Genomic DNA, 23,478 nt, shown 5'->3' on the forward strand with positions numbered 1-23,478 from the left:
CAGCTCCGGGCCGATCGTCGCGGCGATCGTGTCCCCGATCTCCTTGTTGGACGGCCAGATGTCGCGCAGGTAGACCGCCTTGCCTTCGGCCGTGTGGCCGATCGGATCGTTGACGAGGTCGATGTCGACCGTGCCGGCGATCGCGTAGGCCACGACCAGCGGCGGCGAGGCGAGGTAGTTCATCTTCACTTCGGGGTGCACGCGGCCTTCGAAGTTGCGGTTGCCCGACAGCACCGACGTCACGACGAGGTCGTTCTGGGCGATCGCCTTCGACACTTCCTCCGGGAGCGGGCCCGAGTTGCCGATGCAGGTGGTGCAGCCGTAGCCGGCGACGTAGAAGCCGAGCGCCTCGAGGTCGGCGAGCACGCCGGCCTTGCGGAGGTAATCGGTGACGACGAGCGAGCCCGGTCCGAGCGAGGTCTTCACCCACGGCTGGCTCTTGAGGCCGAGGCGCACGGCGTTCCGCGCGAGCAGGCCGGCACCGAGCATGACGGCCGGGTTCGACGTGTTGGTGCACGACGTGATCGCGGCGATCACCACCGCGCCGTCGCGGATCTGCACGTCCTGGCCGAGCATCTGCACGGTCGAGACCGGCTGCTGGGTGGTGTCCTGCTGCGAGACGTCGGCCGCGTCGAGGCTCTTGGGCTTGCGATTGGCCGTCAGCGCCGGGAGGTTCTGGCGATAGTTGTCGCCGACCTTCTCGAGCAGCACGCGGTCCTGCGGGCGCTTCGGACCGGCGAGCGACGGCTTGACGTCGCCGAGGTCGAGTTCGAGCACGTTGGAGTACGAGGCCTCCGGCGTCGACGCGTCGTGCCACAGGCCCTGCGCCTTGGCGTACGCCTCGACCAGCGCGATCTGCTCGTCCGGGCGACCGGACAGGCGCAGGTAGTTCAGCGCCTCGGCGTCGATCGGGAAGATGCCGCAGGTCGCGCCGTATTCGGGCGCCATGTTGGCGATCGTCGCGCGATCCGCGAGCGGCAGGTGCTGCAGGCCCTCGCCGAAGAACTCGACGAACTTGCCGACCACGCCGAGCGAACGCAGCATCTGGGTGACGGTGAGCACGAGGTCGGTCGCGGTCGCGCCTTCCGGCAGCGCGCCGGTGAGACGGAAGCCGACGACCTGCGGGATCAGCATCGACGAGGGCTGACCGAGCATCGCGGCCTCGGCCTCGATACCGCCGACACCCCAGCCGAGCACGCCGATGCCGTTGATCATCGTGGTGTGCGAGTCGGTGCCGAACACCGTGTCCGGGAACGCCTGCAGCACGCCGTCGACGTCGCGCTCGACGACCACGCGCGCCAGGTTCTCGAGGTTGACCTGGTGCACGATGCCCGTGTTCGGCGGCACCACCTTGAAGTTGTCGAACGCCTTCTGGCCCCAGCGCAGGAAGCTGTAGCGCTCCTGGTTGCGCTGGAATTCGATCTGGCCGTTGAGGTCGAGCGCGTCGGGGCGGCCGTAGACGTCGACCTGCACCGAGTGGTCGATCACCAGCTCCGACGGGATCAGCGGATTGATCTGCGTCGCCGAGCCGCCGAGCTTGGTCACCGCATCGCGCATCGCCGCGAGGTCGACCACGCAGGGCACGCCGGTGAAATCCTGCAGCACCACGCGCGCCGGCATGAACGCGATCTCGGTCTCGGACTCCGCCTTCGGATCCCACGACGCGACCGCCTGGATGTGCTCGGGCAGCACGGTGACGCCGTCCTCGTGCCGGAGCAGGTTCTCCAGCAGGATCTTCATCGAGTAGGGCAGGTGCGCCAGGTCGAAGCGCTGGCCGAGCGTCGGCAGGCTGAAGTAGGTATAGGACTTGCCGTTGACGGCAAGCTGCGCGCGGGTGGCGAAGGAGTCGGCCATGAGGGCTCCGGGGAGGCGGCAGGGAACGCGTCGAGGTGCATCGGCGGCACGCGGCCGGCCGGAAGGGGATCGACGCGGGAAAACCGGCTAATTATGCCGCATCCTGCCGCCGCTCGGGGCCTCAGCCGAGGTGCGCGTCCACGGCCGCCAGCATCGCGCGGCGGCGCAGGGCCACGTCCCACAGCGAGCCGCCGCGCTGCCGCCACAGCACCGCCGAGCGCACCGCGCCGAGCAACGCGGCGCGCACTTCCGACACGACGCGCGGCTGCCCGAGGTAGTGCGGATTGCCCTGGACCAGCACCCGGGGCTTCAGCGTGCTCAGCGTCTGCGCGTACAGCTGGCCGATCGCCGCGACGATGTCGGGATGCGTCGCGCCGTCGGCCTCCGCGCGATAGGCGAGCACCTCGAGCCCGCGGCGCACCTGCGCCGTCATCGCGTCGTCGCGGACGAACCGGCGCTCGAGCTGGAGCACGGGCAGCACCAGCCGGGCCAGCGCCGGGTCCGCGCCGTCGCCGGCCAGCTGCATGCGCAGCAGCTCGAGGCCGGGGCGGACGTTTTCCAGGCCGCCGTAGACATCGGCGGTGGTGCGGGCGTCGAAGCGGAAGAGCGAGCCGAGGCACGTGGCCAGCACGGCTTCGTTCGCCTCGCCCGTATCGGCGATGCGCCGCACCTGCGCGAGCGCCTGCAGCAGCCCCGCGAGCGCGACCACGCGGTCGTAGATGGGCTCGACGGTGGCCATGCTCGCGGCGATCTCGGAAGTGGAGCGGGTCATGCGTCGATCCCGGCGGTGTCGAGGGGCGCGTCGGTGGCTTCGATGACGGCGCCGCCGAGGCATTCGTCGCCCGCGTACAGCACGAGCGACTGGCCGGGCGTTACCGCACGCTGCGGTCGCGCGAACGCGACCTGGAGCGTGCCGTCGCGCGCGACCTCGACGCGACAGGCCTCGTCATTCTGACGGTAGCGCGTCTGGGCGGTGCATTCGAACGCGGCGGCAGGCGGGGCGCCGGCGATCCAGTGCGCGGCGGCCGAACGCAGGCGCGTCGACTGCAGCCACGGGTTGTCCAGACCCTGCTCGACGTACAGCACGTTCGCGGCGACGTCCTTGCCCACGACATACCACGGCGCCGGCTCGCGACCGCGGACGCCACCGATGGCGAGGCCCTCGCGCTGCCCGAGGGTGTAGAAGAAGACGCCCGGGTGGCGACCGACCGTGAGCCCGTCCGGCGTGCGGATGTCGCCGGCCTGTGCCGGCAGGTAGCGGCCGAGGAATTCGCGGAAGTCGCGCTCGCCGATGAAGCAGATGCCGGTCGAATCCTTCTTCGCAGCCGTCGGCAGGCCGGCCGCGGTCGCGAGCCTCCGCACATCCGTCTTCGGCAGGTCGCCGAGGGGGAACAGCGTTGCGGCCAGCTGAGGCTGCCCGAGCTGGTGCAGGAAGTACGTCTGATCCTTGGAGCGGTCGAGCGCGCGAAGCAGGCGATGACGGCCGTCGCGCTCGTCCACCCGCGCGTAGTGGCCCGTCGCGATGCGCTGGGCACCCAAAGCCTGCGCCGCGTCCAGGAAATGCTTGAACTTGATCTCGCGATTGCAGAGCACGTCGGGGTTGGGCGTGCGACCGGCGGCGTATTCCGCGATGAAGTGCTCGAAGACGCCGGACCAGTACTCGCCGGAGAAGTCGCGGAAGTGGATCTGCAGCCCGAGCCGGCCGCAGACCGCGACCGCGTCGCGGCGATCGTCCTCGGCCCGGCAGTCGCCGCTGCCGTCGTCCGCCCAGTTCGACATGAACAGGCCGGCGACGGGCTCGCCCGCGTCGCGCAACAGCATCGCCGCGACCGACGAGTCGACGCCGCCCGAGACCCCGACGATGGTGCGTGCGGCCGTCAACCCAGCGACTGCAGGAGGTCGAGCGGGAAACGGCGGCCGGCCAGGGCGTCGGCGACCACTTTCCAGACGAGCGGGCTGCGATGCCGGTCGCGCGAGGCGCGCAGCTCGGCGGGGGTCATCCAGATCGCGCGCTGGATGCCGTCGTCCAGCGGGCGCGCCGGGTCGAAGTGCAGCGGCTCGGCGAGAAACGCGAAGCGGACGTACGTACGTTCCGCGCCGCCGAGGCTCACGGACGGCGCCTTCCACTGGTAGGCGCCGACGAATGCCGTAGGACGAACGTCCCAGCCGGTCTCCTCGAGGGTCTCGCGCACCGCCGCCTCGACGATCGGCTCGTCCGGCTCCAGGTGTCCTGCGGGCTGGTTGAGCACGAGACGCCCCTCGACGCGTTCCTCGACGACCAGCACGCGCCCCCCGTCCACCACGATCGTGGCGACGGTCACGTCCGGCTGCCAGAAGCGGGGGTCGGCCGTCACGGGCCGACGACCGGATGCACGGCGCGCGGAATGCAGAATGCCGCGGCGGGAACGGGGGTGGTCACGAGCGGCGGCATGATGGCTCCGATGAATCGCGCACGCATTCTGCCGGCCGCCGGCCGGGGGCGTCCATGACACCGCACTTATACTGGCGGCATGCCGAAGCACACCCCCCACGAACAGGAGCATCACGGGCAACACGGCCTCGCCGTGGAGTCCAGCCGGCCGGAAACCGCGCCGCCGCCGATGTACTCCGTCCTCTTGCTGAACGACGACTACACGCCGATGGACTTCGTCGTGGACGTCCTATCCCGCTTTTTCTCGATGAATATCGAAAAAGCGACGCAGGTCATGCTCCACGTGCATACCCGCGGCCGCGGCGTTTGCGGGGTTTTCACGCGCGAGATTGCCGAATCGAAAGTGTCGCAAGTGAACGAATACGCAAGGCTCAACCAGCATCCCTTGTTGTGCACGATGGAAAAGGCCTAAAAGCGGTTTAAACCGCAGTGCCGGCCCCCATGTAGCACTGCAGACGCTTCGGAGGCTCCACATGTTTAGTAAGGATCTCGAGTACAGCATCGGGCAGTGCTACAAGCGCGCGCGCGAGGCTCGCCACGAATTCATGACGGTCGAGCACCTGCTCCTGGCGCTGCTCGACAACCCGTCCGCCGAGGGCGTGCTTCGCGCCTGCGAGGCCGACATGCCGCGCCTGCGACGCGAACTGGACGAGGCGATCGCGACGTCGGTCGCGGTCCTGCCGGACGAGAGCGACCGCGATACGCAACCCACGCTGGGCTTCCAGCGCGTGCTGCAGCGGGCCGTCTACCACGTGCAGTCCTCCGGCAAGAAGGAGGTCACCGGCGCGAACGTCCTGGTCGCCATCTTCGGCGAGAAGGATTCGCACGCCGTCTACTTCCTCAACCAGCAGGACATCGCGCGCCTCGACGTCGTCAATTACCTCTCGCACGGCATCAGCAAGCAGGGTGGGGACGAGTCCGGTCGTGAAGAAGGCCCGGGCGGGAGCGCGGAAGGCGGCGAGAACGAGGGCAAGGGCGACGCGCTTACCGAGTTCGCGACCAACCTCAACCAGCAGGCCCGGGACGGCCGCATCGACCCGCTCGTCGGCCGCGCCGACGAGGTCGAGCGCACGATCCAGGTGCTCTGCCGCCGCCGGAAGAACAATCCGCTCTACGTCGGCGAAGCCGGCGTGGGCAAGACGGCCATCGCCGAGGGTCTCGCCAAGCGCATCGTCGACGGCGACGTGCCGGAAGTGCTGCGCGACGCGACGATCTATTCGCTCGACCTGGGCGCCTTGGTGGCGGGCACGAAGTACCGCGGCGATTTCGAGAAGCGCCTCAAGTCCGTCCTGCAGCAGTTGCGGAAGATCCCGGGCGCCGTGCTCTTCATCGACGAGATCCACACCATCATCGGTGCGGGCTCGGCGTCGGGCGGCACGATGGACGCGTCCAACCTGATCAAGCCCGCCCTGTCCTCGGGCGAGCTGCGCTGCATCGGCTCGACCACGTTCCAGGAATACCGCGGCATCTTCGAGAAGGACCGCGCGCTGGCGCGTCGCTTCCAGAAGATCGACATCGTCGAGCCGACCGTGAGCGAGGCGGTGGAGATTCTCAAGGGCCTCAAGCCCAAGTACGAGGCGCACCACAACGTCTCCTACGCCGACGACGCGATCCAGGCGGCGGTCGACCTGTCCGTGAAGCACATCGGTGATCGACTGCTGCCGGACAAGGCGATCGACGTGATCGACGAGGCGGGCGCCCGCCAGCGCCTGCTGCCCGAGGCGGAGCGCAAGCAGGTCATCGACGTCGAGGAAGTCGAGCGCATCGTCGCCAAGATGGCGCGCATTCCGGCCAAGCAGGTCACCGCGACCGACAAGGACGTGCTCCGGAACCTCGAGCGCAACCTGAAGATGGTGATCTTCGGGCAGGATCCGGCCGTCGATTCGCTGACGTCCGCGATCAAGCTCGCGCGTTCGGGCCTCGCCAACCCGGACAAGCCGATCGCGAACTTCCTGTTCGCCGGCCCGACCGGCGTCGGCAAGACCGAGGTCACCAAGCAGCTCGCCATGCAGCTGGGCATCGAGCTCGTGCGCTTCGACATGTCCGAGTACATGGAAGCGCATTCCGTGAGCCGCCTCATCGGCGCGCCCCCGGGCTACGTCGGCTTCGACCAAGGCGGCCTGCTGACCGAGAAGATCGTCAAGACGCCGCATTGCGTGCTGCTGCTCGACGAGATCGAGAAGGCGCATCCGGACATCTTCAACATCCTGTTGCAGGTCATGGACCGCGGCATGCTGACGGACACGAACGGTCGCGAGGCGAACTTCCGCAACGTGATCCTGGTGATGACGACGAATGCCGGTGCCTCGCAGGCCTCGCGTCGCTCGATCGGCTTCACGAAGCAGGACCACGCTTCGGATGCGATGGAGGTGATCCGTCGCAGCTTCTCGCCGGAATTCCGCAACCGCCTCGATGCGGTGGTGCAGTTCCAGCCGCTCGGCATCGACCACATCCTGCGCGTGGTCGACAAGTTCATGATCGAGCTGGAAGCCCAGCTGCACGAGAAGAACGTGACGTTGAGCGCGACGCCCGCGGCCCGCGACTGGCTTGCGAAGCACGGCTTCGACCCGCAGATGGGTGCGCGCCCGATGGCCCGCATCATCCAGGAGAACATCAAGCGCCCGCTCGCGGACGAACTGCTGTTCGGCAAGCTGGTCAACGGCGGCCGCGTCACGGTGGACGTGCAGGACGACAAGCTGGTCGTGGACGCGCGGGCCGAGCCCGAGAAGCTGCTGCCGGCGACCGTCGAGACCTGACGAGCCCAAGACCGGTCTGAAACGAAGAAAGGCGGCCTGCGGGCCGCCTTTCTTCTTGGGTCGCACCGCCGCGCTTACTTCATGCGGTAGGTGATGCGGCCCTTGGTGAGGTCGTACGGAGTCATCTCGACCTTGACCCGATCGCCGGTGAGGATGCGGATGTAGTTCTTCCGCATGCGACCGGAGATGTGGGCGATGATCTCGTGGCCGTTTTCGAGGCGAACGCGGAACATCGTGTTCGGAAGAGTTTCCGACACGGTGCCTTCGAATTCGATCACGTCGTCTTTTGCCATTGGGGTCCTGGAGGCTGGAGCGGGTACGGGAAGCCGTGGATTGTGCCATGCGGGCGTGAAGCGGCGCAAAAACGGCCGTTCAGCCCGCCCGGTCGGACAGCTCGACCGCGGGGAGTTCGCCGAATGCGACCGTCCACGATCCGGGCACCTCGGGGCTCCGGACCAGGGTCGCCAGCGCGTCGAGGAAGTCGTCGCGGGCCATCGATTCGGCACCCAGGGCGGTCAGGTGCGAATTGCCGACTTGGGCGTCGACCAGCGGCCAGCCCCAGGCCCGCAGCCGGTGGGCGAGTCCGGCGATGGCGACCTTCGACCCGTCGGGCCGCGCGCTGAACATGCTTTCCCCGAAGAACATCCGGCCGATCGTGACGCCGTAGACACCGCCGACGAGGCGGTCCTCGTCCCATGCCTCGATCGAATGCGCGTGGCCGAGGCGGTGGAGCCGGACATAGGCCTCGCGCATGTCGGCCGTGATCCACGTGCCGCGCTGGCCGCGGCGCGGGATTCCTGCGCAGGCGTCGATCACCGCTTCGAACGCCGTGTCCGCGCGTACGGTCCACCGACTCGAGCGCAGCCCTCGACGGAACCGGCTCGACGTCGCGACACGGTCGGTGCGGAACACGGTGCGCGGATCGGGCGACCACCACAGTGGCGGCTCGCCCTCGGAAAACCACGGGAAGATCCCCGCGCGATAGGCGTTTAAGAGTCGCTCGGGGTGAAGGTCGCCGCCGAGCGCCAGCAGCCCGTCGGGGTCGCGGAGCGCCGTGCGCGGATCGGGAAACGGCGCGCCCGGCTCGTCGCCGAGCCACGGGAGCGTGAGCAGGCTCACGGGCCGTTCCCGCGGAAGGGGCTGCTCGCCGACAGCCGTCGGGCGTAGCCGCGGACGGCTTCGCGCTCGTCGGCACACCAGCCCGCCAGCGCCTCCCGGAAGTCGGGGTCGGCAATCCAGTGGCGGCTGCGGACGAGGGCAGGGAGGAAGCCGCGCGCGAGCTTGTGCTCGCCCTGTGCCCCGGGCTCGAACCGCGTCAGCCCCTCTCCGAGGCAGTAGTCGAGGCCCTGGTAGTAGCAGGTCTCGAAGTGGAGGCCCGCGTGCTGTTCGATCGCGCCCCAGTAGCGTCCGTAGAGCGTGTCGTCGCTGCGCAGGCACCAGGCGCCGGCTACCGGCAGGCCCTCGCGCTCGGCGAGCACGATCACGTTCGCGCGCGGCATCTCGCGCGCCACGTGCCGGAAGAATTCGAAGGTCAGCGCGGGCCGGTTGCCGTATTCGCCGAACGTCTGCAGGTAGAAGCCGTGCATCGCGCGGAGGTCGGCGTCGGTCGCCTCGTCACCATGCACGGTGCGGAAGACGATGCCGGCACGCGCCACCTTCGCGCGTTCCTGGCGGATGTTCTTCCGGTGCTTGTGGTCCATCGCGGCCAGGAAAGCGTCGAAGTCGCGCCAGCCGTCGCGATTCTCCCAGTGGTACTGGACGTCCACGCGCTCCAGCCAGTCGGCATCGAACGCCTCGTCGTCCCCGGCGACGTGGAAGTTGACGTGCGCGGACGAGAATCCGGCATCGCAGCCCTCGCGGAGCGCCGCGACGAGCACGCGGCGCGTGGCGTCGTCCCGCGCGAGAAGGCGCGGGCCCGTGACGGGCGAGTAGGGCACGGCGCAGAGCAGCTTCGGGAAATAGTCGCGGCCGTAGCGTGCGTAGGCGTGCGCCCAAGCATGGTCGAAGACGAACTCGCCGTGCGAATTGGTCTTCGCGTAGCAGGGTGCGGCGCCCACGAGCGCGGCCCCCTCCCACAGGGTGAGGTGGCGGGGCGTCCAGCCCATCCGGGGTTGCAGGCAGCCCGTCGACTCGAGGCCCGCGAGGAACGCATGTCGCAGGAACGGGTGGGCGCCACCACCGAGGGCGTCCCAGTCGGCGGGCGCGACCTCGTCGAGCCCGCGCAGCCAGCGGACGCGAAGCGTCACCGCGGCCGCCGGCCGCGGTCAGCCCGCCTTGTCGAGGAAACGCTCGGCATCCAGCGCGGCCATGCAGCCCGAACCCGCCGACGTGATCGCCTGCCGGTACACCTGGTCGGCGACGTCGCCCGCGGCGAACACACCCGGGATCGAGGTCGCGGTGGCATTGCCCTCGGTGCCGGACTGCACGCTCACGTAGCCGTTGCGCATCGCGAGCTGGCCCTCGAACAGCGCAGTGTTCGGCGTGTGGCCGATCGCCACGAAGAAGCCATGCACCGGGATCTCGCGGGTGGAATCGTCGAGCACCGAACGCACGCGCAGCCCGGTGACGCCGGCCTCGTTTCCAAGCACCTCGTCGACCGCGTGGTGCCAGACCGGCTCGATCTTGCCCGCCTCGATCTTCGCGAACAGCTTGTCCTGCATGATCTTTTCCGCGCGCAGCGTGTCGCGGCGGTGCACGAGGTAGACCTTGCGGGCGATGTTGGCGAGGTACAGCGCCTCCTCGACGGCCGTGTTGCCGCCGCCGACGACCGCCACGTCCTGGTCCTTGTAGAAGAACCCGTCGCACGTCGCGCAGGCGGACACGCCGCGGCCCTTGTACGCCTCCTCGGACGGCAGGCCGAGATACTTCGCCGTCGCGCCCGTGGAGACGATCAGCGCGTCGCAGGTGTACTCGCCGCTGTCGCCGACGAGCCGGAACGGCCGCTGCGACAGGTCGGCGGTGTGGATATGGTCGAAGATCACTTCCGTGTTGAAGCGCTCGGCATGCGCCTGCATGCGCGCCATCAGGTCCGGGCCCATCAGGCCGTGCGGGTCGCCCGGCCAGTTGTCGACCTCGGTGGTCGTCATGAGCTGGCCCCCCATCTGCAGGCCCGTGATCACCACCGGCTTGAGGTTGGCGCGGGCCGCGTACACGGCGGCCGACCAGCCGGCCGGACCGGAGCCGAGGATGATCAGCTTCGAATGCTTCGAGAGGGTCATGGATATAATGGCGCGCTATGTGATGCGTGCGTTTCGGCAGATGGAACGATGGCCCCGAGGGGGCATCATTCCGCGGCCGCGGGCGGACGCTGAAGCGCCATAGCTTGGCGGTCGCATGACGGCAGCACAAGGCGCGGTGTGCAACACCGCGGCCCATCCCCCGCAGATTCGCGCCCGCGGCCAACGCCCGGCGCCACGGAGACAGCAATGCGCATCGGTGTACCCAAGGAAACGAAGACGCTGGAAGGCCGCGTCGCCCTCGTGCCGGCCGCCGCCGGCGACCTCGTCAAGCGTGGCCACGAGGTGTGGCTGGAGCAGGGCGCGGGCCTCAAGAGCGGTTTCCGGGACGAGGAATACACCCGCCTCGGCGTCAACATCGCGCCCGACGCCGCCGCGCTCTACGAGAAGGGCCAGATGATCGTGAAGGTCAAGGAGCCGATCGCCGGCGACCTCGCGCACCTGCGCCGCGACCACCTGCTGTTCTGTTACCTGCACCTCGCGGCCGAGCCGGCGCTGACGAAGCACCTGCTCGACATCGGCCTGACCGGCGTCGCCTTCGAGACCGTCGAGCTGCCGAACGGCGACCTGCCGCTGCTGGCGCCGATGTCGGTCATCGCCGGCAAGATCGGCGTGCAGGTCGGCACGCACCTGCTGCACCAGCCCATGGGGGGCAAGGGCAAGCTCCTTGGCGGCCTGGCGGCCACCGAGCGCGGCAAGGTCGTCGTCTTCGGCGCGGGCAAGGCCGGCGGTGCCTCCGCCGCGCTCGCGGCCGCCGCGGGCGCGAACGTGACCGTGTTCGAGATGCGCACCGACCGCCAGGAAGAAATGATGCGGCTGGGCAACAACGTCACCGCGCTCTATCCGTACCACGACGTGGTGGCGCGCGAAGTCGCCTCGGCCGACCTCGTGATCGGCGCCGTGCTGATCACCGGCGCCAAGGCGCCGCACGTGATGACTCGCGAGATGCTGCGCGACATGGAGGACGGTTCGGTGGTCGTCGACATCGCGATCGACCAGGGCGGCTGCTTCGAGACGTCGCGTCCGACCACGTGGAAGGAGCCGACCTACGTGGAGGAGGGCGTGACCCACTTCTGCGTCACCAACATGCCTGGCGCCGTGCCGCAGACCTCGTCGCAGGCGATCTGCGCCGCGATCCTGCCGTGGGTGAACAAGCTCGCCAGCGGCGACTGGCGCGACAACCCGGCGCTCATCCGCGGCATCAACGTGGAAGGCGGCCAGATCGTGCACCCGGCGCTGCAGGGCATGGCGCTCTGAGCGGCTGAGACCGGCACTCGACACAATCCGCGGTACCGGTCGCATTCGTGCGACCGTTCGGAACCGGCGCCGGCCGTATGCGGCGCCGGTTTTCACGTATATTCAACGACTAAGACGCATCAGCTGAGGCGAACTCTCACGTGGCGCAGGCCCCAGCCGCTACCCGCAAGAAGGCCGCGACGGCGGCCCGTCCCGCACGGCCGGCGCCGTCGCCGCGTCGTCAACGCATGGCGCGCGACATCGCGCTGATCTTCGTCGCGCCCGCGCTGCTCTACCTCGTCGCGACGCTGTTCACCTACTCGCCGCAGGACCCGGGCTGGACGAGCTCCGGCGCGGTGACGTCGACGGTGCACAACCTCGGCGGCTCGGTCGGCGCGGTGATCGCGGACATCCTGTTCAACCTGTTCGGCTACACGGCCTACCTGCTGCCGGTGATCCTCGGCGCGATCGCCTGGATCGCGCTGTTCCAGAAGGATGCCGATCCCGACCAGACTGATCTCACGCCCGCGCTGCGCCTCGTCGGGCTCGTCGCCTTTCTCATTTCGATGACCGGCCTGCTGCACCTGCGCCTCGGCGGCGACCTGGCGGACGTGACGCAGGCGGGCGGCATCCTCGGTCGCCTGGTCGGGCGGTCGCTCGGGCGCGGCTTCGGCCAGCTCGGCGGTAACCTGTTCCTGCTCGCGCTGCTGCTGACCTCGGTGACGCTCGCGACGGGGCTCTCGTGGCTGGGCGTGATGGATCGGCTGGGCGCCGCCGTGCTCGCCGCGGGGCCGTTCGCCGGCCGCGTGTTGCGGCGTGGCGCGCGCGAGGTCGAGGAGCGCCGCGAGGTGCGCGTGCTGCGCGAGGAGCGCGAGCAGGTGCGCAAGGTGGAGACGGCGAAGCGCGAGAAGCGTGAGCCGGTGAAGATCGAGCCGCCGGCCGCGCCGGTGGTGGAGAAGAGCGAGCGCGCCAAGCGCGAGCAGCAGATCCCGTTGTTCCACGTGCCCGACGGCACGGGGATCCCGCCGCTCGCCTTGCTCGACGATCCGAAGCCGCAGCCCAAGGGGTACGACCCGGACACGCTGGAGACGCTGTCCCGGCAGATCGAGTTCAAGCTCAAGGACTTCCGCATCGACGCGAACGTCGTCGGCGCCTACCCGGGCCCGGTGATCACGCGCTTCGAGATCGAACCCGCGCCGGGCATCAAGGTCAGCCAGATCTCCAGCCTCGACAAGGACATCGCGCGCGGCCTGTCGGTGAAGTCGGTGCGCGTGGTCGACGTCATCCCGGGCAAGTCGGTCATCGGCCTCGAGATCCCGAACGTCAACCGGGAAATGATCTATCTCTCCGAGCTGCTGCGCTCGAAGGAATACGACAAGGCGGCCAGCCCGCTGACGCTCGCGCTGGGCAAGGACATCGCCGGCCGTCCGACCGTCGCCGACCTCGCGCGCATGCCGCACCTGCTCGTCGCCGGCACGACGGGCTCGGGCAAGTCGGTCGCCGTCAACGCGATGGTGCTGTCGCTGCTCTACAAGGCCTCCGCCAAGGACGTGCGGATGCTCATGATCGACCCGAAGATGCTGGAGTTGTCCGTCTACCAGGGCATCCCGCACCTGCTGGCGCCGGTCGTGACCGACATGAAGGAGGCCGCGAACGGCCTGCGCTGGTGCGTCGCCGAAATGGAGCGGCGCTACAAGCTGATGTCGGCGGTCGGCGTGCGCAACCTGGCGGGCTTCAACAAGAAGGTGACCGACGCGATCAACGCCGGCCAGCCGATGATGGATCCGCTGTTCCGCCCGAACGCGGAGGCGGGCGAGGTCCCGCGCCAGCTCGAGCCGCTGCCGTACATCGTCGTCTTCATCGACGAGTTCGCCGACATGATGATGATCGTCGGCAAGAAGGTGGAGGAGCTGATCGCGCGCCTCGCGCAGAAGTCGCGCGCCGCCGGCATGCACCTGATCCTCGCGACGCAGCGGCCGTCGGTCGACGTCATCACGGGCCTGATCAAGGCGAACATCCCGACGCGCATCGGCTTCCAGGTGTCGTCGAAGATCGACTCGCGCACCATCCTCGACCAGTCGGGCGCGGAAACGCTGCTCGGCCACGGCGACATGCTCTACATGCCGCCCGGCACGTCGATGCCCGAGCGCGTGCACGGCGCGTTCGTCTCGGACGAGGAAGTCCATCGCGTCGTCGAGCATCTGAAGCAGATCGGCGGGGGCCCGGACTACATCGAGGGCGTGCTCGAGGAAGTGCAGACGATGGGCGACGGCGTGGTCGTCGGCCCCACGGGCCTGCCCGAGACGAGCGGCGGGGGCGGCGACGAGTCGGATCCGCTATACGACGAGGCGGTGCGCATCGTCACCGAAAGCCGGCGCGCCTCGATCTCCGGCGTCCAGCGACGCCTGAAGATCGGCTACAACCGCGCGGCGCGCCTGATCGAGGCGATGGAGGCGGCAGGCGTCGTGACGCCGCCGGAGCACAACGGCGATCGCTCGGTACTGGCGCCGCCACCGCCGAAGGGCTGAGGTCCGGCTGAAGGCCGGACCGGGTTTCCGGCCGTGCTCGCGCCCTGTTCATGAAACGCCGCCCAGACTCGCGGCAGACCTTCCAGGAGTTCGCCATGCGTTCCATGACGACCATTGCCGCCGCCGGCCTGATGCTCTTCGCGGGCGTCGCGTCCGCCGGTGCGCGCGACCAGCTCAACAGCTTCACGAAGGGCCTCAAGACGCTCGACGGCCGCTTCAGCCAGCAGGTCTTCGACACCCGCGGCAAGCTCAAGGAGACGAGCAGCGGCCGCGTGGCCCTCGCCGCACCCAAGCAGTTCCGTTGGGAGTACGCCAAGCCGTACCCGCAGCAGATCGTCGCGGACGGAAAGACCGTCTGGATCTACGAGCCCGACCTGCGGCAGGTGACGAAGCGTCCCCAAGGCGCCGAGGAGCGCAACAGCCCGCTCGCCGCGCTGACCGACCCGTCGCGGTTGGATGCGCAGTTCTCGGTCGCCGACGGCGGTGTCGCGAACGGCCTCCAATGGTTGAGCCTGACCCCGAAGGGCGACGCGGCGTCGGCCGGTTTCCGCACCGCGCGCCTGGGCTTCGGGCCCGCCGGCCTGGCCCGGATGCAGGTCGTCGACCAGCTCGGCCAGCGCACGGACATCAGCTTCAGCGGCTGGAAGCGCAATGCGGCACTGCCCGCGGCCACGTTCCGTTTCGCGGTGCCGAAGGGCGTCGACGTCATCGGCGGCTGAGCGCATCCGCATCACGCGGGAAAAGGGGCGGGCAACCGCCCTTTTTCTTGTGGCGCGACGCCATCGCTGAACCGCGCGCATCCCCGGCTTAACGGTTCGGAAAGCGCGCGCCGCGGCGTTTCGACATATCACGACTCCTCCACGGTGGCGTGCCGAGAGTGGCCTTCACATCACGCGCCCTGCGTGTTCCAGGCCTCCACCATGCCGCTCCGCACGACGCTCCTCTCCGTGGGCACCTTCGCTGCCCTGGCCACCACCTCGATCGTGTCGGGCCATCGCGCGGCCCCGGTCGCGCAGCCGGCGGGCGTCGTGCTCCCGGCCGCCGCCGCGCCACTCGCCGTCGACGACGCCGTCGGCGCCGCCGTGATCGAGAGCATCAGCCGGCAGTTCGACACCGCCGACGTGCTGGTGCAGCTCGGCGACGTGCAGGTACGCCCGGCGAGCATCCAGGACCGCGAAGTCACCGGCGAAGGCCGCCTGCGCATCGACGGCGCGGGCCCGTGGATCGCGTTCCACTTCGATGCGATGTACGACACGGCGAGCACCGAAGTGACCGCGCCGCGCCTCGTGCTGGCGGGCGGCACCGCGGCCCCGGTGCCGACGCGGTCCCCGCTTGCCTCGTCGCTCGATCGACAGGTGGTCCGCGCGCTGCGGGACGAATTCCAGAGCCAGCCGGTGAAGTGGTCGGCGAGCGACGTGCGCGGCACCGACCTCGGACGCTACGTGCGCGTGGAAGGCCACGGCCGCGTCGATTTCGGCGCCGACGGCTCGAGCCCCGCTCAGGTGCAGGGCCTGTACGACCGCGAGACCGGCCGCTGGCTCCGCCTGCGCTACGAGCTGGACGGCGAGGGCGACGCCGCACCGACGGCCGCGCTCGCGAGCCTCTGACGGCCGGCTGCTAAGGTTCGCGGGTCTCCACGATCGCGCACCGCCTTGGCCCGTCGACCCGCGCCGCCGCTGCTCCCCGAAGACCCCGAACTCGATGCGCTGCGGCCCCTGGCCGAGCGCATGCGACCGCGCACGCTCGACGAGATGGTCGGGCAGAAGCGCCTGCTCGCACCGGGCTCGGCGCTGCGTCGCGCGGTCGAGTCCGGCCGCGTGCACTCGATGATCCTGTGGGGCCCGCCGGGCTGCGGCAAGACGACGCTCGCGCTGCTGCTGGCGCAGTACGCCGACGCGGAATTCCAGGCGATCTCCGCCGTGCTCTCGGGCCAGCCGGAGGTGCGCCAAGTGCTGGCGCAGGCCGCCGAGCGCTTCACCGGCGGGCGCCGCACCGTGCTGTTCGTCGACGAGGTGCATCGCTTCAACAAGGGGCAGCAGGACGCGTTCCTGCCGGCGATCGAGCGCGGCACGATCGTCTTCGTCGGCGCGACGACGGAGAACCCGTCGTTCGAACTCAATTCGGCGCTGCTGTCGCGTTGCCGGGTGCATGTGATGGAAGGCGTCGCCGTCGACGACTTAGTCGAGGCCCTGCATCGCGCACTCGCCGACGGCGAACGCGGGCTGGGCCGTTTCGACCTGCAGGTCGATGACGAATTGCTGTGCCAGATCGCGACGGCCGCCGACGGCGACGTCCGCCGCGCGCTCACGCTGCTGGAGATCGCGGGCGAACTGGCGGTGGACGAGGGCGGCCGGATCACAGAGGCGACGCTGGCGCAGGTCCTCGCCGATCGCACGCGTCGCTTCGACAAGGGCGGCGAACAGTTCTACGACCAGATCTCCGCGCTGCACAAGTCGGTGCGCAGCTCCAATCCCGATGCTGCCGTGTACTGGCTCGCGCGCATGCTCGACGGCGGTGCCGACCCGCACTATCTCGCGCGACGCATCACCCGCATGGCCGTGGAGGACATCGGCCTTGCCGATCCGCGCGCGCTCGAGATGGCTGTCGACGCCTGGGAGACGTACGACCGCCTCGGCAGTCCCGAGGGCGACCTCGCGCTCGCGCAGGTGGTGATCTACCTCGCGACCACCGCGAAGTCGAACGCGGGCTACGTCGCCTGGAACGAGGCGCGGGAGGACGTGCGGCGACATGGCACGCAGGAGGTGCCGCTGCACCTGCGCAACGCGCCGACGAAGCTGATGAAGTCCATCGGCTATTCGAAGGGCTACCGCTACGACCACGACGCGGAGGGCGGCATCGCGCTCGAGCAGACCGGCTTTCCCGATGCGATGGGCGAGCGCGTCTATTACCGCCCCGTGGACCGGGGACTGGAGATCAAGCTCGGCGAGAAGCTCGCGCGGTTGCGGGAGGCACGCGCCGCGGCGCGGGGCGCGGCCGACGGCGATCAGACGCCGTAGTAGTCGCGGTACCACTCCACGAAGCGGGCGACGCCCGTCTCCACCGGCGTCGACGGCGCGTAGCCGGTGTCGAGCCGCAGGCTTTCCACGTCGGCGTAGGTGTCGGGCACGTCGCCCGGCTGCATCGGCACGAGTCGACGCTCGGCCTTGCGGCCGAGGCAGTCCTCGAGCACCTCGATGTAGCGCAGCAGTTCCACCGGCCTGTGGCTGCCGATGTTGTAGACCCGGTACGGGGCCGTCGAGGTGCCGGGCGAGGCGAGCAGCGAGGCGTCGTCGCTGCGCGCCGGCGTATTGTCGAGCGTGCGGATCACGCCTTCGACGATGTCGTCGATGTAGGTGAAGTCGCGCGAGTGCCGCCCGTGGTTGAAGACGTCGATCGGCTCGCCCGCGAGGATCTTGCGGGTAAACAGGAACAACGCCATGTCGGGCCGACCCCACGGCCCGTAGACCGTGAAGAAGCGCAGGCCCGTGGTCGGCAGGTCGTAGAGGTGGCTGTACGTATGCGCCATCAGCTCGTTCGCCTTCTTGGTCGCGGCGTACAGGCTGACCGGGTGGTCGACGTTGTGTTCCACCCTGAACGGGAGTTCGCGGTTCGCGCCGTAGACCGAGCTCGACGAGGCGTAGACGAGGTGCCGCACGTCGTTGTGGCGGCAGGCCTCGAGCACGTTGATGAAACCGACGAGGTTGCTGTCGATGTAGGCGCGCGGGTTCTCCAGCGAGTACCGCACGCCGGCCTGCGCCGCGAGGTTCACCACCCGATCGGGACGGAACTCGGCGAAGGCGCGGTCCATCGCCTCGCGATCCTCGAGCTTGGCGTGCACGAAGCGGAAGCCGCGCCCCGACACGACGCGCGCGAGCCGGTCGCGCTTGAGCTGCGGGTCGTAGTAGTCGTTGAGGTCGTCGTAGCCCAGCACCTCGTCGCCGCGCGCGATCAGGCGCTGGGCGAGGTGGGAGCCGATGAAGCCGGCCGCGCCGGTGACGAGTACGCGCATGGAATCTCCTCAGAGCCGGCCGTCGACGGCGTCGCGGGGCAGGGCGCCCTTCACGTCGAAGACGACGGCGCCCGGGCGGCCGAAGCGCCGGAGCGCGTCGGCGCCCTCGGCGAGGAACTCGCGGTGCGGCACGGCCAGCACCACGGCGTCGTAGGCCGACCGCTCGGGCGTGGCGACGAGCTCGAGGCCATGTTCGCGACGGGCCTCGTGCGCATCCACGCGAGGATCGCAGACGTCGACGCGCGCGCCGTAGGCCGCAAGCCCCGCGACGATGTCGACGACGCGGGTATTGCGCAGGTCGCCGCAGTTCTCCTTGAACGCGAGGCCCAGCACCAGCACGCGCGGTCGCGGCGGCGCGTCGTCGCGCGACGCGAGTAGCTGCAGGACACGCCGGGCGACGTGCTCGCCCATGGTGTCGTTGATCCGGCGGCCGGCGAGGATCACTTCAGGGTGGTAGCCGATCGACTGCGCCTTGTGCGTCAGGTAGTACGGATCCACCCCGATGCAGTGCCCGCCCACCAGGCCGGGGCGGAACGGCAGGAAGTTCCACTTCGTGCCCGCGGCTTCCAGCACTTCGAGCGTGTCGAGTCCGAGCCGTTCGAAGATCAGCGCGAACTCGTTGACGAGCGCGATGTTGACGTCGCGCTGGATGTTTTCGATCACCTTTGCCGCCTCCGCGACGCGGATGCTGGAGGCGCGATGCGTACCGGCGGGGACGATCGCGCGATACAGCGCGTCGACGAATTCGGCCGCGGCGTCGGACGAGCCGGACGTCACCTTGACGATGTCGCCCAGACGATGCCCGCGGTCGCCGGGGTTGATGCGCTCAGGGCTGTAACCGACGTGGAAGTCGTCCCGATAGCGCAGGCCCGACTCGCGCTCGAGGATCGGCACGCACACTTCCTCGGTCGCGCCGGGGTAGACCGTCGATTCGAACACCACGACGCCGCCGGGCCGCAGTGCACGGCCGACGGTGCGGCTCGCGCCTTCCAGCGGCGCGAGGTCGGGGCGCTTGAACGCGTCCACCGGCGTCGGCACGGTGACGATGAAGACGTCTCGGTCGGCGAGCGAGTCCGTCGACGCCGAATAGCGCAGGCGCGTCGCGCAGCCGAGCTCCGCGGGATCGATCTCGCCCGTGCGGTCGATGCGGGCGGCGAGCTCCTGGACACGGGATTCGTCGATGTCGAAGCCGGCCGTGTCGAAGGCGACGCCGAATGCCGCGGCCAGCGGCAGGCCCACATAGCCGAGGCCGACCACGGCGATGCGCGCGGTCGCGGGGTCGGGCAGGGGCGTTGGGGGCATGCGGGGCTCCTCGTGCGGCCGCCTATGATGCCCCGTCGTCGGTCGAGCGTCTCGGAGAAGTCCGACGCCGCCGTGCGTGGGCGTCCGATGGAACGCGGACCGCACGGCCGGCAGAGTGCCTCCCACAAGGAGGACACGATGGAATCCAGGACGAGACGCGTGATTGCGATGCTGGCGCTTCTGCTGCCGCTCGCAGCGGCGGCGCAGACGGTGCAGAAGTGTGTCGACCGGGCCGGGCATGCGCGCTACCAGAGCGAACCGTGCGCGCGCGGCGAGAAGACGGTCGAGATCTGGGACGCGATTCCGGACGCCGAACCCGATCCCGCGCCGCTCGTGCAGCCCGCGCGTCGACGCACGGCACGTCGCACGCGGTCGGTGCGCACCGGGTCCGGCAGTGCGTACGCGGCGACCGCCGATGCGTGCGAGCGCGCACGCGCCTACCGGGAGAGCGTGGAGCGACGCGTCGGCCTTGCCCGCAACTACGACCTGCTGTCCGCGCTGGATCGGCGCGTCTTCGATGCCTGCCGCTGAAACGCGTCAGCGCACGCCTTCGAGGTCGAGCGGCGTATCCGACGGCACGCCCATCGGTTCGTCGGTGAGGATCACGGTCGTGCCCGGCGCGAGCTCGTCGTAGAGCTTTTCGGAAAACTCGCGGGGGAATGCGAGCCGACCCGACCGTAGGGCTGCGTCGACCGCCGCGGTGTCCTGCTTCGTTCCCGCCACGCCGATCGCCAGCCATCGCCGCGCCGCGCGCCCCGGCACCGCAAGGCTCGTGCCGACGCCGGCGCCGTCGAGCATCACCCAGGCCCGGGTGCCGCGAAGACCGGCGGACGACGCGTCGATCGGCGCGCTGCCGATGCGCACGCCGTTGCGGGTGGCGACGACGCGGCCGTCGGCGGTGCTGATGACGATCGACAGCGGTCCGCTGGGCGAGCGCTGCGGTTGCCAGTCGAGCGGAGCATCGGGCGGGAGCGCCGCGCCATTGCGCGCATCGACCGCGGCGAGCAGGCCCGGCGCCGCGAGCAGGGACGGGACCGCGTCGCGGCCGGCGACCACCACCACGCTGCCGGGCCGGGTGACCGCGTAGAGCCGTTTCGCGAAGTCCTCCGGCAGGCGGATGCAGCCGTGCGAGGCCGGGTAACCCGGCAGGCGCCCGGCATGCAGCGCGATGCCGTCCCAGGTGAGCCGCTGCATGAACGGCATCGGCGCGTCGTCGTAGAGGTTCGAGCGATGCTCGACCTCCTTCTGCAGGATCGTGAACACGCCGACGGGTGTCTCGTGCCCCTTGCGACCGCTGCTGATCGGCGAGCGCCCGATGCGCAGGCCGTTGCGGTACACCACGATCTCCTGCCGCGGCAGGCTGACGACCGCGACGAGCGGCCCGGTCGGGGCGAGCTCCGGCGTCCACGTCCACGCCGGCGTGGCCGAGCGCGCGAAGCCGCAGGCGAAGAGGAGGGCGGCGGCCGACAGGGCCACCAGCAGGCGCGCCGGTCGGATCATGGCTCGCATGGTGGCGCGCCCGCGCACCGAACGACTTGAGCCCGCTCAAAAAAAAGGGCCGGGGAGTTCCCGGCCCGAAGCCCTCGCTGGACCGATATCAGCGGCCGGCCTGTGCCCGCGCCTCGCCGACCTGCCCGCCGCGGAACAACGGCACGAGCTGCCAGAGCGCGGACAGGCCGACCAGCGTGTATACGACGCGGGAGAGCGGCGCGTCCTGCCCGCCGAACAGGGCAGCGACGAGATCGAACTGGAAGAGGCCGATCAGCCCCCAGTTCAGGCCGCCAATGATCACGAGCACGAGCGTCAACAGGTTGATTGCCTTCATGAGCGTTCCCGGAAGTGGAAGGACGACGCGGCCTGTGCCACCGCTGTCGAGCCCAGACTAGGACGGCCGGTCCGGCGGCACCGTCGGCGCGGATCGGCGTCCGTGTCGTGGAATCGGGGGTCTTGGCGAGGTCGGCGAGCGGACGGCGGGGTGGTCGCTCGCCCTACAGCTAAACAATTAAGTCCGACGAACAGCGGTCAACGCCGGGTTTCGCGCGACGAAATCACCACCCGGTCTTCACCAACGGCCGCTTAGCGTTCGCGCGTCCAGCGCATGCGGCCCGTGTCGCCGCTGCCGAGCGTTGAGAGGTCGACCGTGCATCCTTGCTGGTGTAATCGTGCGGCCGCCGCCGCATTGCTGATCGCGGGCGCATCGATGGGCGCGCAGGCGGCGCCCGCGACGCCGCCGCGTGCGGACTGGCCGATGGCCGCGCACGACTACGCCAACACGCGTTTCAGTCCGCTGGCCGACATCAGTGCGCGGAACGTGAAGCAGCTGAAGGTCGAGTTCACCTTTTCCACGGGGATCAACCGCGGCCAGGAGGCGGCACCGATCGTCGTCGCCGACACGATGTACATCGTCACGCCGTACCCGAACAACGTTTACGCGCTCGACCTGACCAAGCCCGGCGCGCCGTCCAAGTGGTCCTACCGGCCCAAGCCCGAACCCGCCGCGCAGGGCGTCGCGTGCTGCGACGTCGTGAACCGCGGCGGCGTGTACTGGGACGGCAAGTTCATCTTCAACACGCTCGACGGCAACACGATCGCGCTCGACGCCGCGAGCGGCAAGGAGCTGTGGAAGACCAAGCTCGGCTCGATCAACAAGGGCGAGACGGTCACGATGGCGCCCATCGTGGTGAAGGGCAAAGTGCTCGTCGGCAACGCCGGAGGCGAGATGGGCGTCCGCGGCTGGCTCGCCGCGCTCGACGCGGGCAGCGGCAGCATCGCGTGGAAGGCCTACAGCACCGGCCCGGACAAGGACGTGCTGATCGGCGCGTCCTTCAAGCCGCACTACGCGAGCGACAAGGGCAAGGACCTCGGCGTGAAGTCGTGGCCGGCGGACGCCTGGAAGATCGGCGGCGGCACCGTCTGGGGCTGGATTTCCTACGACCCGCAGACGGACCTGATCTTCTACGGCACGGGCAACCCCGGTCCGTGGAACCCCGACCAGCGGCCCGGCGACAACAAGTGGACCGCCGGCATCTTCGCGCGCGACCCCGACACGGGCGAAGCGCGCTGGTACTACCAGTTCTCGCCGCACGACCTCTACGACTACGACGCCGTCAACGAGAACCTGCTGCTGGAGATGCCGATCGCCGGCGTGAAGCGCAAGGTGATCGTGCGGCCCGAGCGGAACGGCTTCGTCTACGTGCTCGATCGCGCCACGGGTGAGGTGCTGTCGGCCGATCCGTACGGCGCGGTGAACTCGATCCTTAAAGTCGACCTGGCGACCGGACGCCCGCGGTACAACGCGGAGAAGACGCCGCACACCGGACGCTCGTCGCGCCAGATCTGCCCGGCCGCGCCCGGCATGAAGGATTGGAACCCGTCGTCGTTCTCGCCGCGTACCGGGCTCGTCTACATCCCGCACAACAACCTGTGCATGGACATGACGCCCAGCGAGGTGAACTACATCGCGGGCACCCCGTACGTAGGCGCCGAGGAGCGCTACTACCCCGGGCCCGGCGGAAACCGCGGCGTGGTCACCGCGTGGAATCCGGTGCAGCGGCGCGCGATGTGGAAGATCAAGGAGGACCTGCCGGTCTGGAGCGGCACGCTGTCCACGGCCGGCGACCTCGTGTTCTACGGAACGATGGACGGCTGGTTCAAGGCCATCGACGCGCGCAGCGGGGCGCTGCTGTGGCAGTTCAAGACCGACTCCGGAATCATCGGCCAGCCGATCGCCTACCGCGGCCCCGACGGTCGCCAGTACGTCGCGATCCTGTCGGGCATCGGCGGCTGGCCCGGGGCGATCGTGACCAACAACCTCGACACGCGCGACGCCACGGCGGCGGCGGGGTGGGGCTCGGCACTGCCCGACCTGAAGCAGAAAACGACGGCGGGAGCAACGCTCTATGTCTTCGCGCTTCCGCGCTGATCGCAGCGCGCTGCTGGTCGGCATCGCGTTGGCCGCGGCCGTGCTCGCCGCGGGCTGCGAACGCGAACGGCGCGAGTACCACTCCGGTCCGACGCGCGCCGCCCAACCGGCGCCGCGACTGACCACGCTGCAGCCCGGCGAGGCGCTGCCCGATCCGGTCGACCCCGTCGGCCTGCACTACCAGGGCAACGCCTTCCACGTCTC

Annotated in this window: 22 protein-coding genes; 10 read left to right on the top strand and 12 right to left on the bottom strand. The window is 69.7% G+C overall.

Translation table 11 applies throughout. The features are described 5' to 3' along the window. From acnA to ACY35P_RS11240, 4 genes are all read right to left on the bottom strand, one after another. A partial coding sequence (gene acnA / locus ACY35P_RS11225) for an aconitate hydratase AcnA (protein ID WP_462115920.1) occupies nt 1–1,854 on the bottom strand: 1,854 nt, incomplete at its 3' end. Between the two features lie 121 nt (nt 1,855–1,975). Further along, nucleotides 1,976–2,593: a high frequency lysogenization protein HflD gene (gene hflD, locus ACY35P_RS11230; RefSeq protein WP_462115938.1), complete on the bottom strand. Its 618-nt coding sequence runs from the start codon at nt 2,591–2,593 to the stop codon at nt 1,976–1,978. 29 nt (nt 2,594–2,622) lie between these two features. Continuing rightward, nucleotides 2,623–3,735: a tRNA 2-thiouridine(34) synthase MnmA gene (mnmA, locus tag ACY35P_RS11235; protein ID WP_462115921.1), complete on the bottom strand. Its 1,113-nt coding sequence runs from the start codon at nt 3,733–3,735 to the stop codon at nt 2,623–2,625. After that, the gene (locus tag ACY35P_RS11240; protein ID WP_462115922.1) at nt 3,732–4,208 is read right to left on the bottom strand and encodes an NUDIX hydrolase; all 477 of its coding nucleotides are present in this window, start codon (nt 4,206–4,208) and stop codon (nt 3,732–3,734) included. The genes mnmA and ACY35P_RS11240 overlap by 4 nt, the downstream gene beginning before the upstream one ends. A gap of 156 nt (nt 4,209–4,364) precedes the next feature. Here ACY35P_RS11240 and clpS point away from each other — a divergent pair, with 156 nt between their 5' ends. Together clpS and clpA are read left to right on the top strand one after the other, a co-directional pair. Next, the gene (gene clpS / locus ACY35P_RS11245; RefSeq protein ID WP_462115923.1) at nt 4,365–4,697 is read left to right on the top strand and encodes an ATP-dependent Clp protease adapter ClpS; all 333 of its coding nucleotides are present in this window, start codon (nt 4,365–4,367) and stop codon (nt 4,695–4,697) included. A gap of 61 nt (nt 4,698–4,758) precedes the next feature. After that, complete coding sequence (gene clpA / locus ACY35P_RS11250; protein WP_462115924.1) at nt 4,759–7,041, top strand: ATP-dependent Clp protease ATP-binding subunit ClpA; 2,283 nt, start codon at nt 4,759–4,761, stop codon at nt 7,039–7,041. 74 nt (nt 7,042–7,115) lie between these two features. On the opposite strand, the gene infA is transcribed toward clpA, so the two are convergent. From infA to trxB, 4 genes are all read right to left on the bottom strand, one after another. Beyond that, nucleotides 7,116–7,334, bottom strand: a complete 219-nt coding sequence (infA, locus tag ACY35P_RS11255) for a translation initiation factor IF-1 (RefSeq protein ID WP_027083105.1) — start codon at nt 7,332–7,334, stop codon at nt 7,116–7,118. Nucleotides 7,335–7,413: 79 nt separating this feature from the next. Further along, nucleotides 7,414–8,154, bottom strand: coding sequence for a leucyl/phenylalanyl-tRNA--protein transferase (gene aat, locus ACY35P_RS11260; protein ID WP_462115939.1), 741 nt, complete (start codon nt 8,152–8,154; stop codon nt 7,414–7,416). Between the two features lie 2 nt (nt 8,155–8,156). Beyond that, nucleotides 8,157–9,287, bottom strand: coding sequence for a GNAT family N-acetyltransferase (locus ACY35P_RS11265; RefSeq protein ID WP_462115925.1), 1,131 nt, complete (start codon nt 9,285–9,287; stop codon nt 8,157–8,159). An 18-nt stretch (nt 9,288–9,305) separates the two neighbouring features. Next, a complete protein-coding gene (gene trxB, locus ACY35P_RS11270) occupies nt 9,306–10,259 on the bottom strand; it encodes a thioredoxin-disulfide reductase (protein ID WP_462115926.1) in 954 nt (317 codons plus the stop codon). A 207-nt stretch (nt 10,260–10,466) separates the two neighbouring features. On the opposite strand from trxB, the gene ACY35P_RS11275 reads away from it, so the two are divergent. From ACY35P_RS11275 to ACY35P_RS11295, 5 genes are all read left to right on the top strand, one after another. Continuing rightward, a complete protein-coding gene (locus ACY35P_RS11275) occupies nt 10,467–11,534 on the top strand; it encodes an alanine dehydrogenase (protein ID WP_462115927.1) in 1,068 nt (355 codons plus the stop codon). 140 nt (nt 11,535–11,674) lie between these two features. After that, nucleotides 11,675–14,041, top strand: a complete 2,367-nt coding sequence (locus tag ACY35P_RS11280; RefSeq protein WP_462115928.1) for a DNA translocase FtsK — start codon at nt 11,675–11,677, stop codon at nt 14,039–14,041. A 95-nt stretch (nt 14,042–14,136) separates the two neighbouring features. Continuing rightward, a complete protein-coding gene (gene lolA, locus ACY35P_RS11285) occupies nt 14,137–14,760 on the top strand; it encodes an outer membrane lipoprotein periplasmic chaperone LolA (RefSeq protein ID WP_462115929.1) in 624 nt (207 codons plus the stop codon). A 201-nt stretch (nt 14,761–14,961) separates the two neighbouring features. Next, nucleotides 14,962–15,648, top strand: a complete 687-nt coding sequence (locus ACY35P_RS11290; RefSeq protein ID WP_462115930.1) for a hypothetical protein — start codon at nt 14,962–14,964, stop codon at nt 15,646–15,648. Between the two features lie 120 nt (nt 15,649–15,768). Further along, complete coding sequence (locus tag ACY35P_RS11295) at nt 15,769–17,058, top strand: replication-associated recombination protein A (RefSeq protein ID WP_462115940.1); 1,290 nt, start codon at nt 15,769–15,771, stop codon at nt 17,056–17,058. On the opposite strand, the gene ACY35P_RS11300 is transcribed toward ACY35P_RS11295, so the two are convergent. Together ACY35P_RS11300 and ACY35P_RS11305 are read right to left on the bottom strand one after the other, a co-directional pair. Next, the gene (locus ACY35P_RS11300) at nt 17,046–18,050 is read right to left on the bottom strand and encodes an NAD-dependent epimerase (RefSeq protein ID WP_462115931.1); all 1,005 of its coding nucleotides are present in this window, start codon (nt 18,048–18,050) and stop codon (nt 17,046–17,048) included. The two genes, ACY35P_RS11295 and ACY35P_RS11300, sit on opposite strands and share 13 nt — an antisense overlap. Nucleotides 18,051–18,059: 9 nt before the next feature. Beyond that, complete coding sequence (locus tag ACY35P_RS11305; RefSeq protein ID WP_462115932.1) at nt 18,060–19,352, bottom strand: nucleotide sugar dehydrogenase; 1,293 nt, start codon at nt 19,350–19,352, stop codon at nt 18,060–18,062. Between the two features lie 138 nt (nt 19,353–19,490). On the opposite strand from ACY35P_RS11305, the gene ACY35P_RS11310 reads away from it, so the two are divergent. Continuing rightward, complete coding sequence (locus tag ACY35P_RS11310) at nt 19,491–19,883, top strand: DUF4124 domain-containing protein (RefSeq protein WP_462115933.1); 393 nt, start codon at nt 19,491–19,493, stop codon at nt 19,881–19,883. A gap of 6 nt (nt 19,884–19,889) precedes the next feature. Here ACY35P_RS11310 and ACY35P_RS11315 read toward each other — a convergent pair whose 3' ends face one another. Further along, nucleotides 19,890–20,852: a L,D-transpeptidase family protein gene (locus ACY35P_RS11315; protein WP_462115934.1), complete on the bottom strand. Its 963-nt coding sequence runs from the start codon at nt 20,850–20,852 to the stop codon at nt 19,890–19,892. Between the two features lie 97 nt (nt 20,853–20,949). Next, nucleotides 20,950–21,177 (bottom strand): DUF378 domain-containing protein, encoded by a 228-nt coding sequence (locus ACY35P_RS11320; protein WP_462115935.1) that lies wholly within the window; start codon nt 21,175–21,177, stop codon nt 20,950–20,952. Between the two features lie 315 nt (nt 21,178–21,492). Between ACY35P_RS11320 and ACY35P_RS11325 the strand changes: the two genes are divergently transcribed. Both ACY35P_RS11325 and ACY35P_RS11330 read left to right on the top strand, forming a co-directional pair. Beyond that, nucleotides 21,493–23,274, top strand: coding sequence for a methanol/ethanol family PQQ-dependent dehydrogenase (locus tag ACY35P_RS11325; RefSeq protein WP_462115936.1), 1,782 nt, complete (start codon nt 21,493–21,495; stop codon nt 23,272–23,274). Beyond that, a partial coding sequence (locus ACY35P_RS11330) for a hypothetical protein (RefSeq protein WP_462115937.1) occupies nt 23,252–23,478 on the top strand: 227 nt, incomplete at its 3' end. The genes ACY35P_RS11325 and ACY35P_RS11330, both read left to right, overlap by 23 nt.

Source organism: Lysobacter xanthus (genome assembly GCF_047159895.1).

Excerpts from the sequence above, each read along its gene's own strand:
- ACY35P_RS11310 (WP_462115933.1), top strand. The coding sequence starts at position 19,491 with ATGGAATCCAGGACGAGACGCGTGATTGCGATGCTGGCGCTTCTGCTG.
- clpS (WP_462115923.1), top strand. The coding sequence starts at position 4,365 with ATGCCGAAGCACACCCCCCACGAACAGGAGCATCACGGGCAACACGGC.
- clpA (WP_462115924.1), top strand. The coding sequence starts at position 4,759 with ATGTTTAGTAAGGATCTCGAGTACAGCATCGGGCAGTGCTACAAGCGC.
- trxB (WP_462115926.1), bottom strand. The coding sequence starts at position 10,259 with ATGACCCTCTCGAAGCATTCGAAGCTGATCATCCTCGGCTCCGGTCCG.
- ACY35P_RS11300 (WP_462115931.1), bottom strand. The coding sequence starts at position 18,050 with ATGCGCGTACTCGTCACCGGCGCGGCCGGCTTCATCGGCTCCCACCTC.
- ACY35P_RS11275 (WP_462115927.1), top strand. The coding sequence starts at position 10,467 with ATGCGCATCGGTGTACCCAAGGAAACGAAGACGCTGGAAGGCCGCGTC.
- hflD (WP_462115938.1), bottom strand. The coding sequence starts at position 2,593 with ATGGCCACCGTCGAGCCCATCTACGACCGCGTGGTCGCGCTCGCGGGG.
- lolA (WP_462115929.1), top strand. The coding sequence starts at position 14,137 with ATGCGTTCCATGACGACCATTGCCGCCGCCGGCCTGATGCTCTTCGCG.
- ACY35P_RS11320 (WP_462115935.1), bottom strand. The coding sequence starts at position 21,177 with ATGAAGGCAATCAACCTGTTGACGCTCGTGCTCGTGATCATTGGCGGC.
- ACY35P_RS11295 (WP_462115940.1), top strand. The coding sequence starts at position 15,769 with ATGCGACCGCGCACGCTCGACGAGATGGTCGGGCAGAAGCGCCTGCTC.
- ACY35P_RS11305 (WP_462115932.1), bottom strand. The coding sequence starts at position 19,352 with ATGCCCCCAACGCCCCTGCCCGACCCCGCGACCGCGCGCATCGCCGTG.
- infA (WP_027083105.1), bottom strand. The coding sequence starts at position 7,334 with ATGGCAAAAGACGACGTGATCGAATTCGAAGGCACCGTGTCGGAAACT.
- ACY35P_RS11290 (WP_462115930.1), top strand. The coding sequence starts at position 14,962 with ATGCCGCTCCGCACGACGCTCCTCTCCGTGGGCACCTTCGCTGCCCTG.
- ACY35P_RS11315 (WP_462115934.1), bottom strand. The coding sequence starts at position 20,852 with ATGATCCGACCGGCGCGCCTGCTGGTGGCCCTGTCGGCCGCCGCCCTC.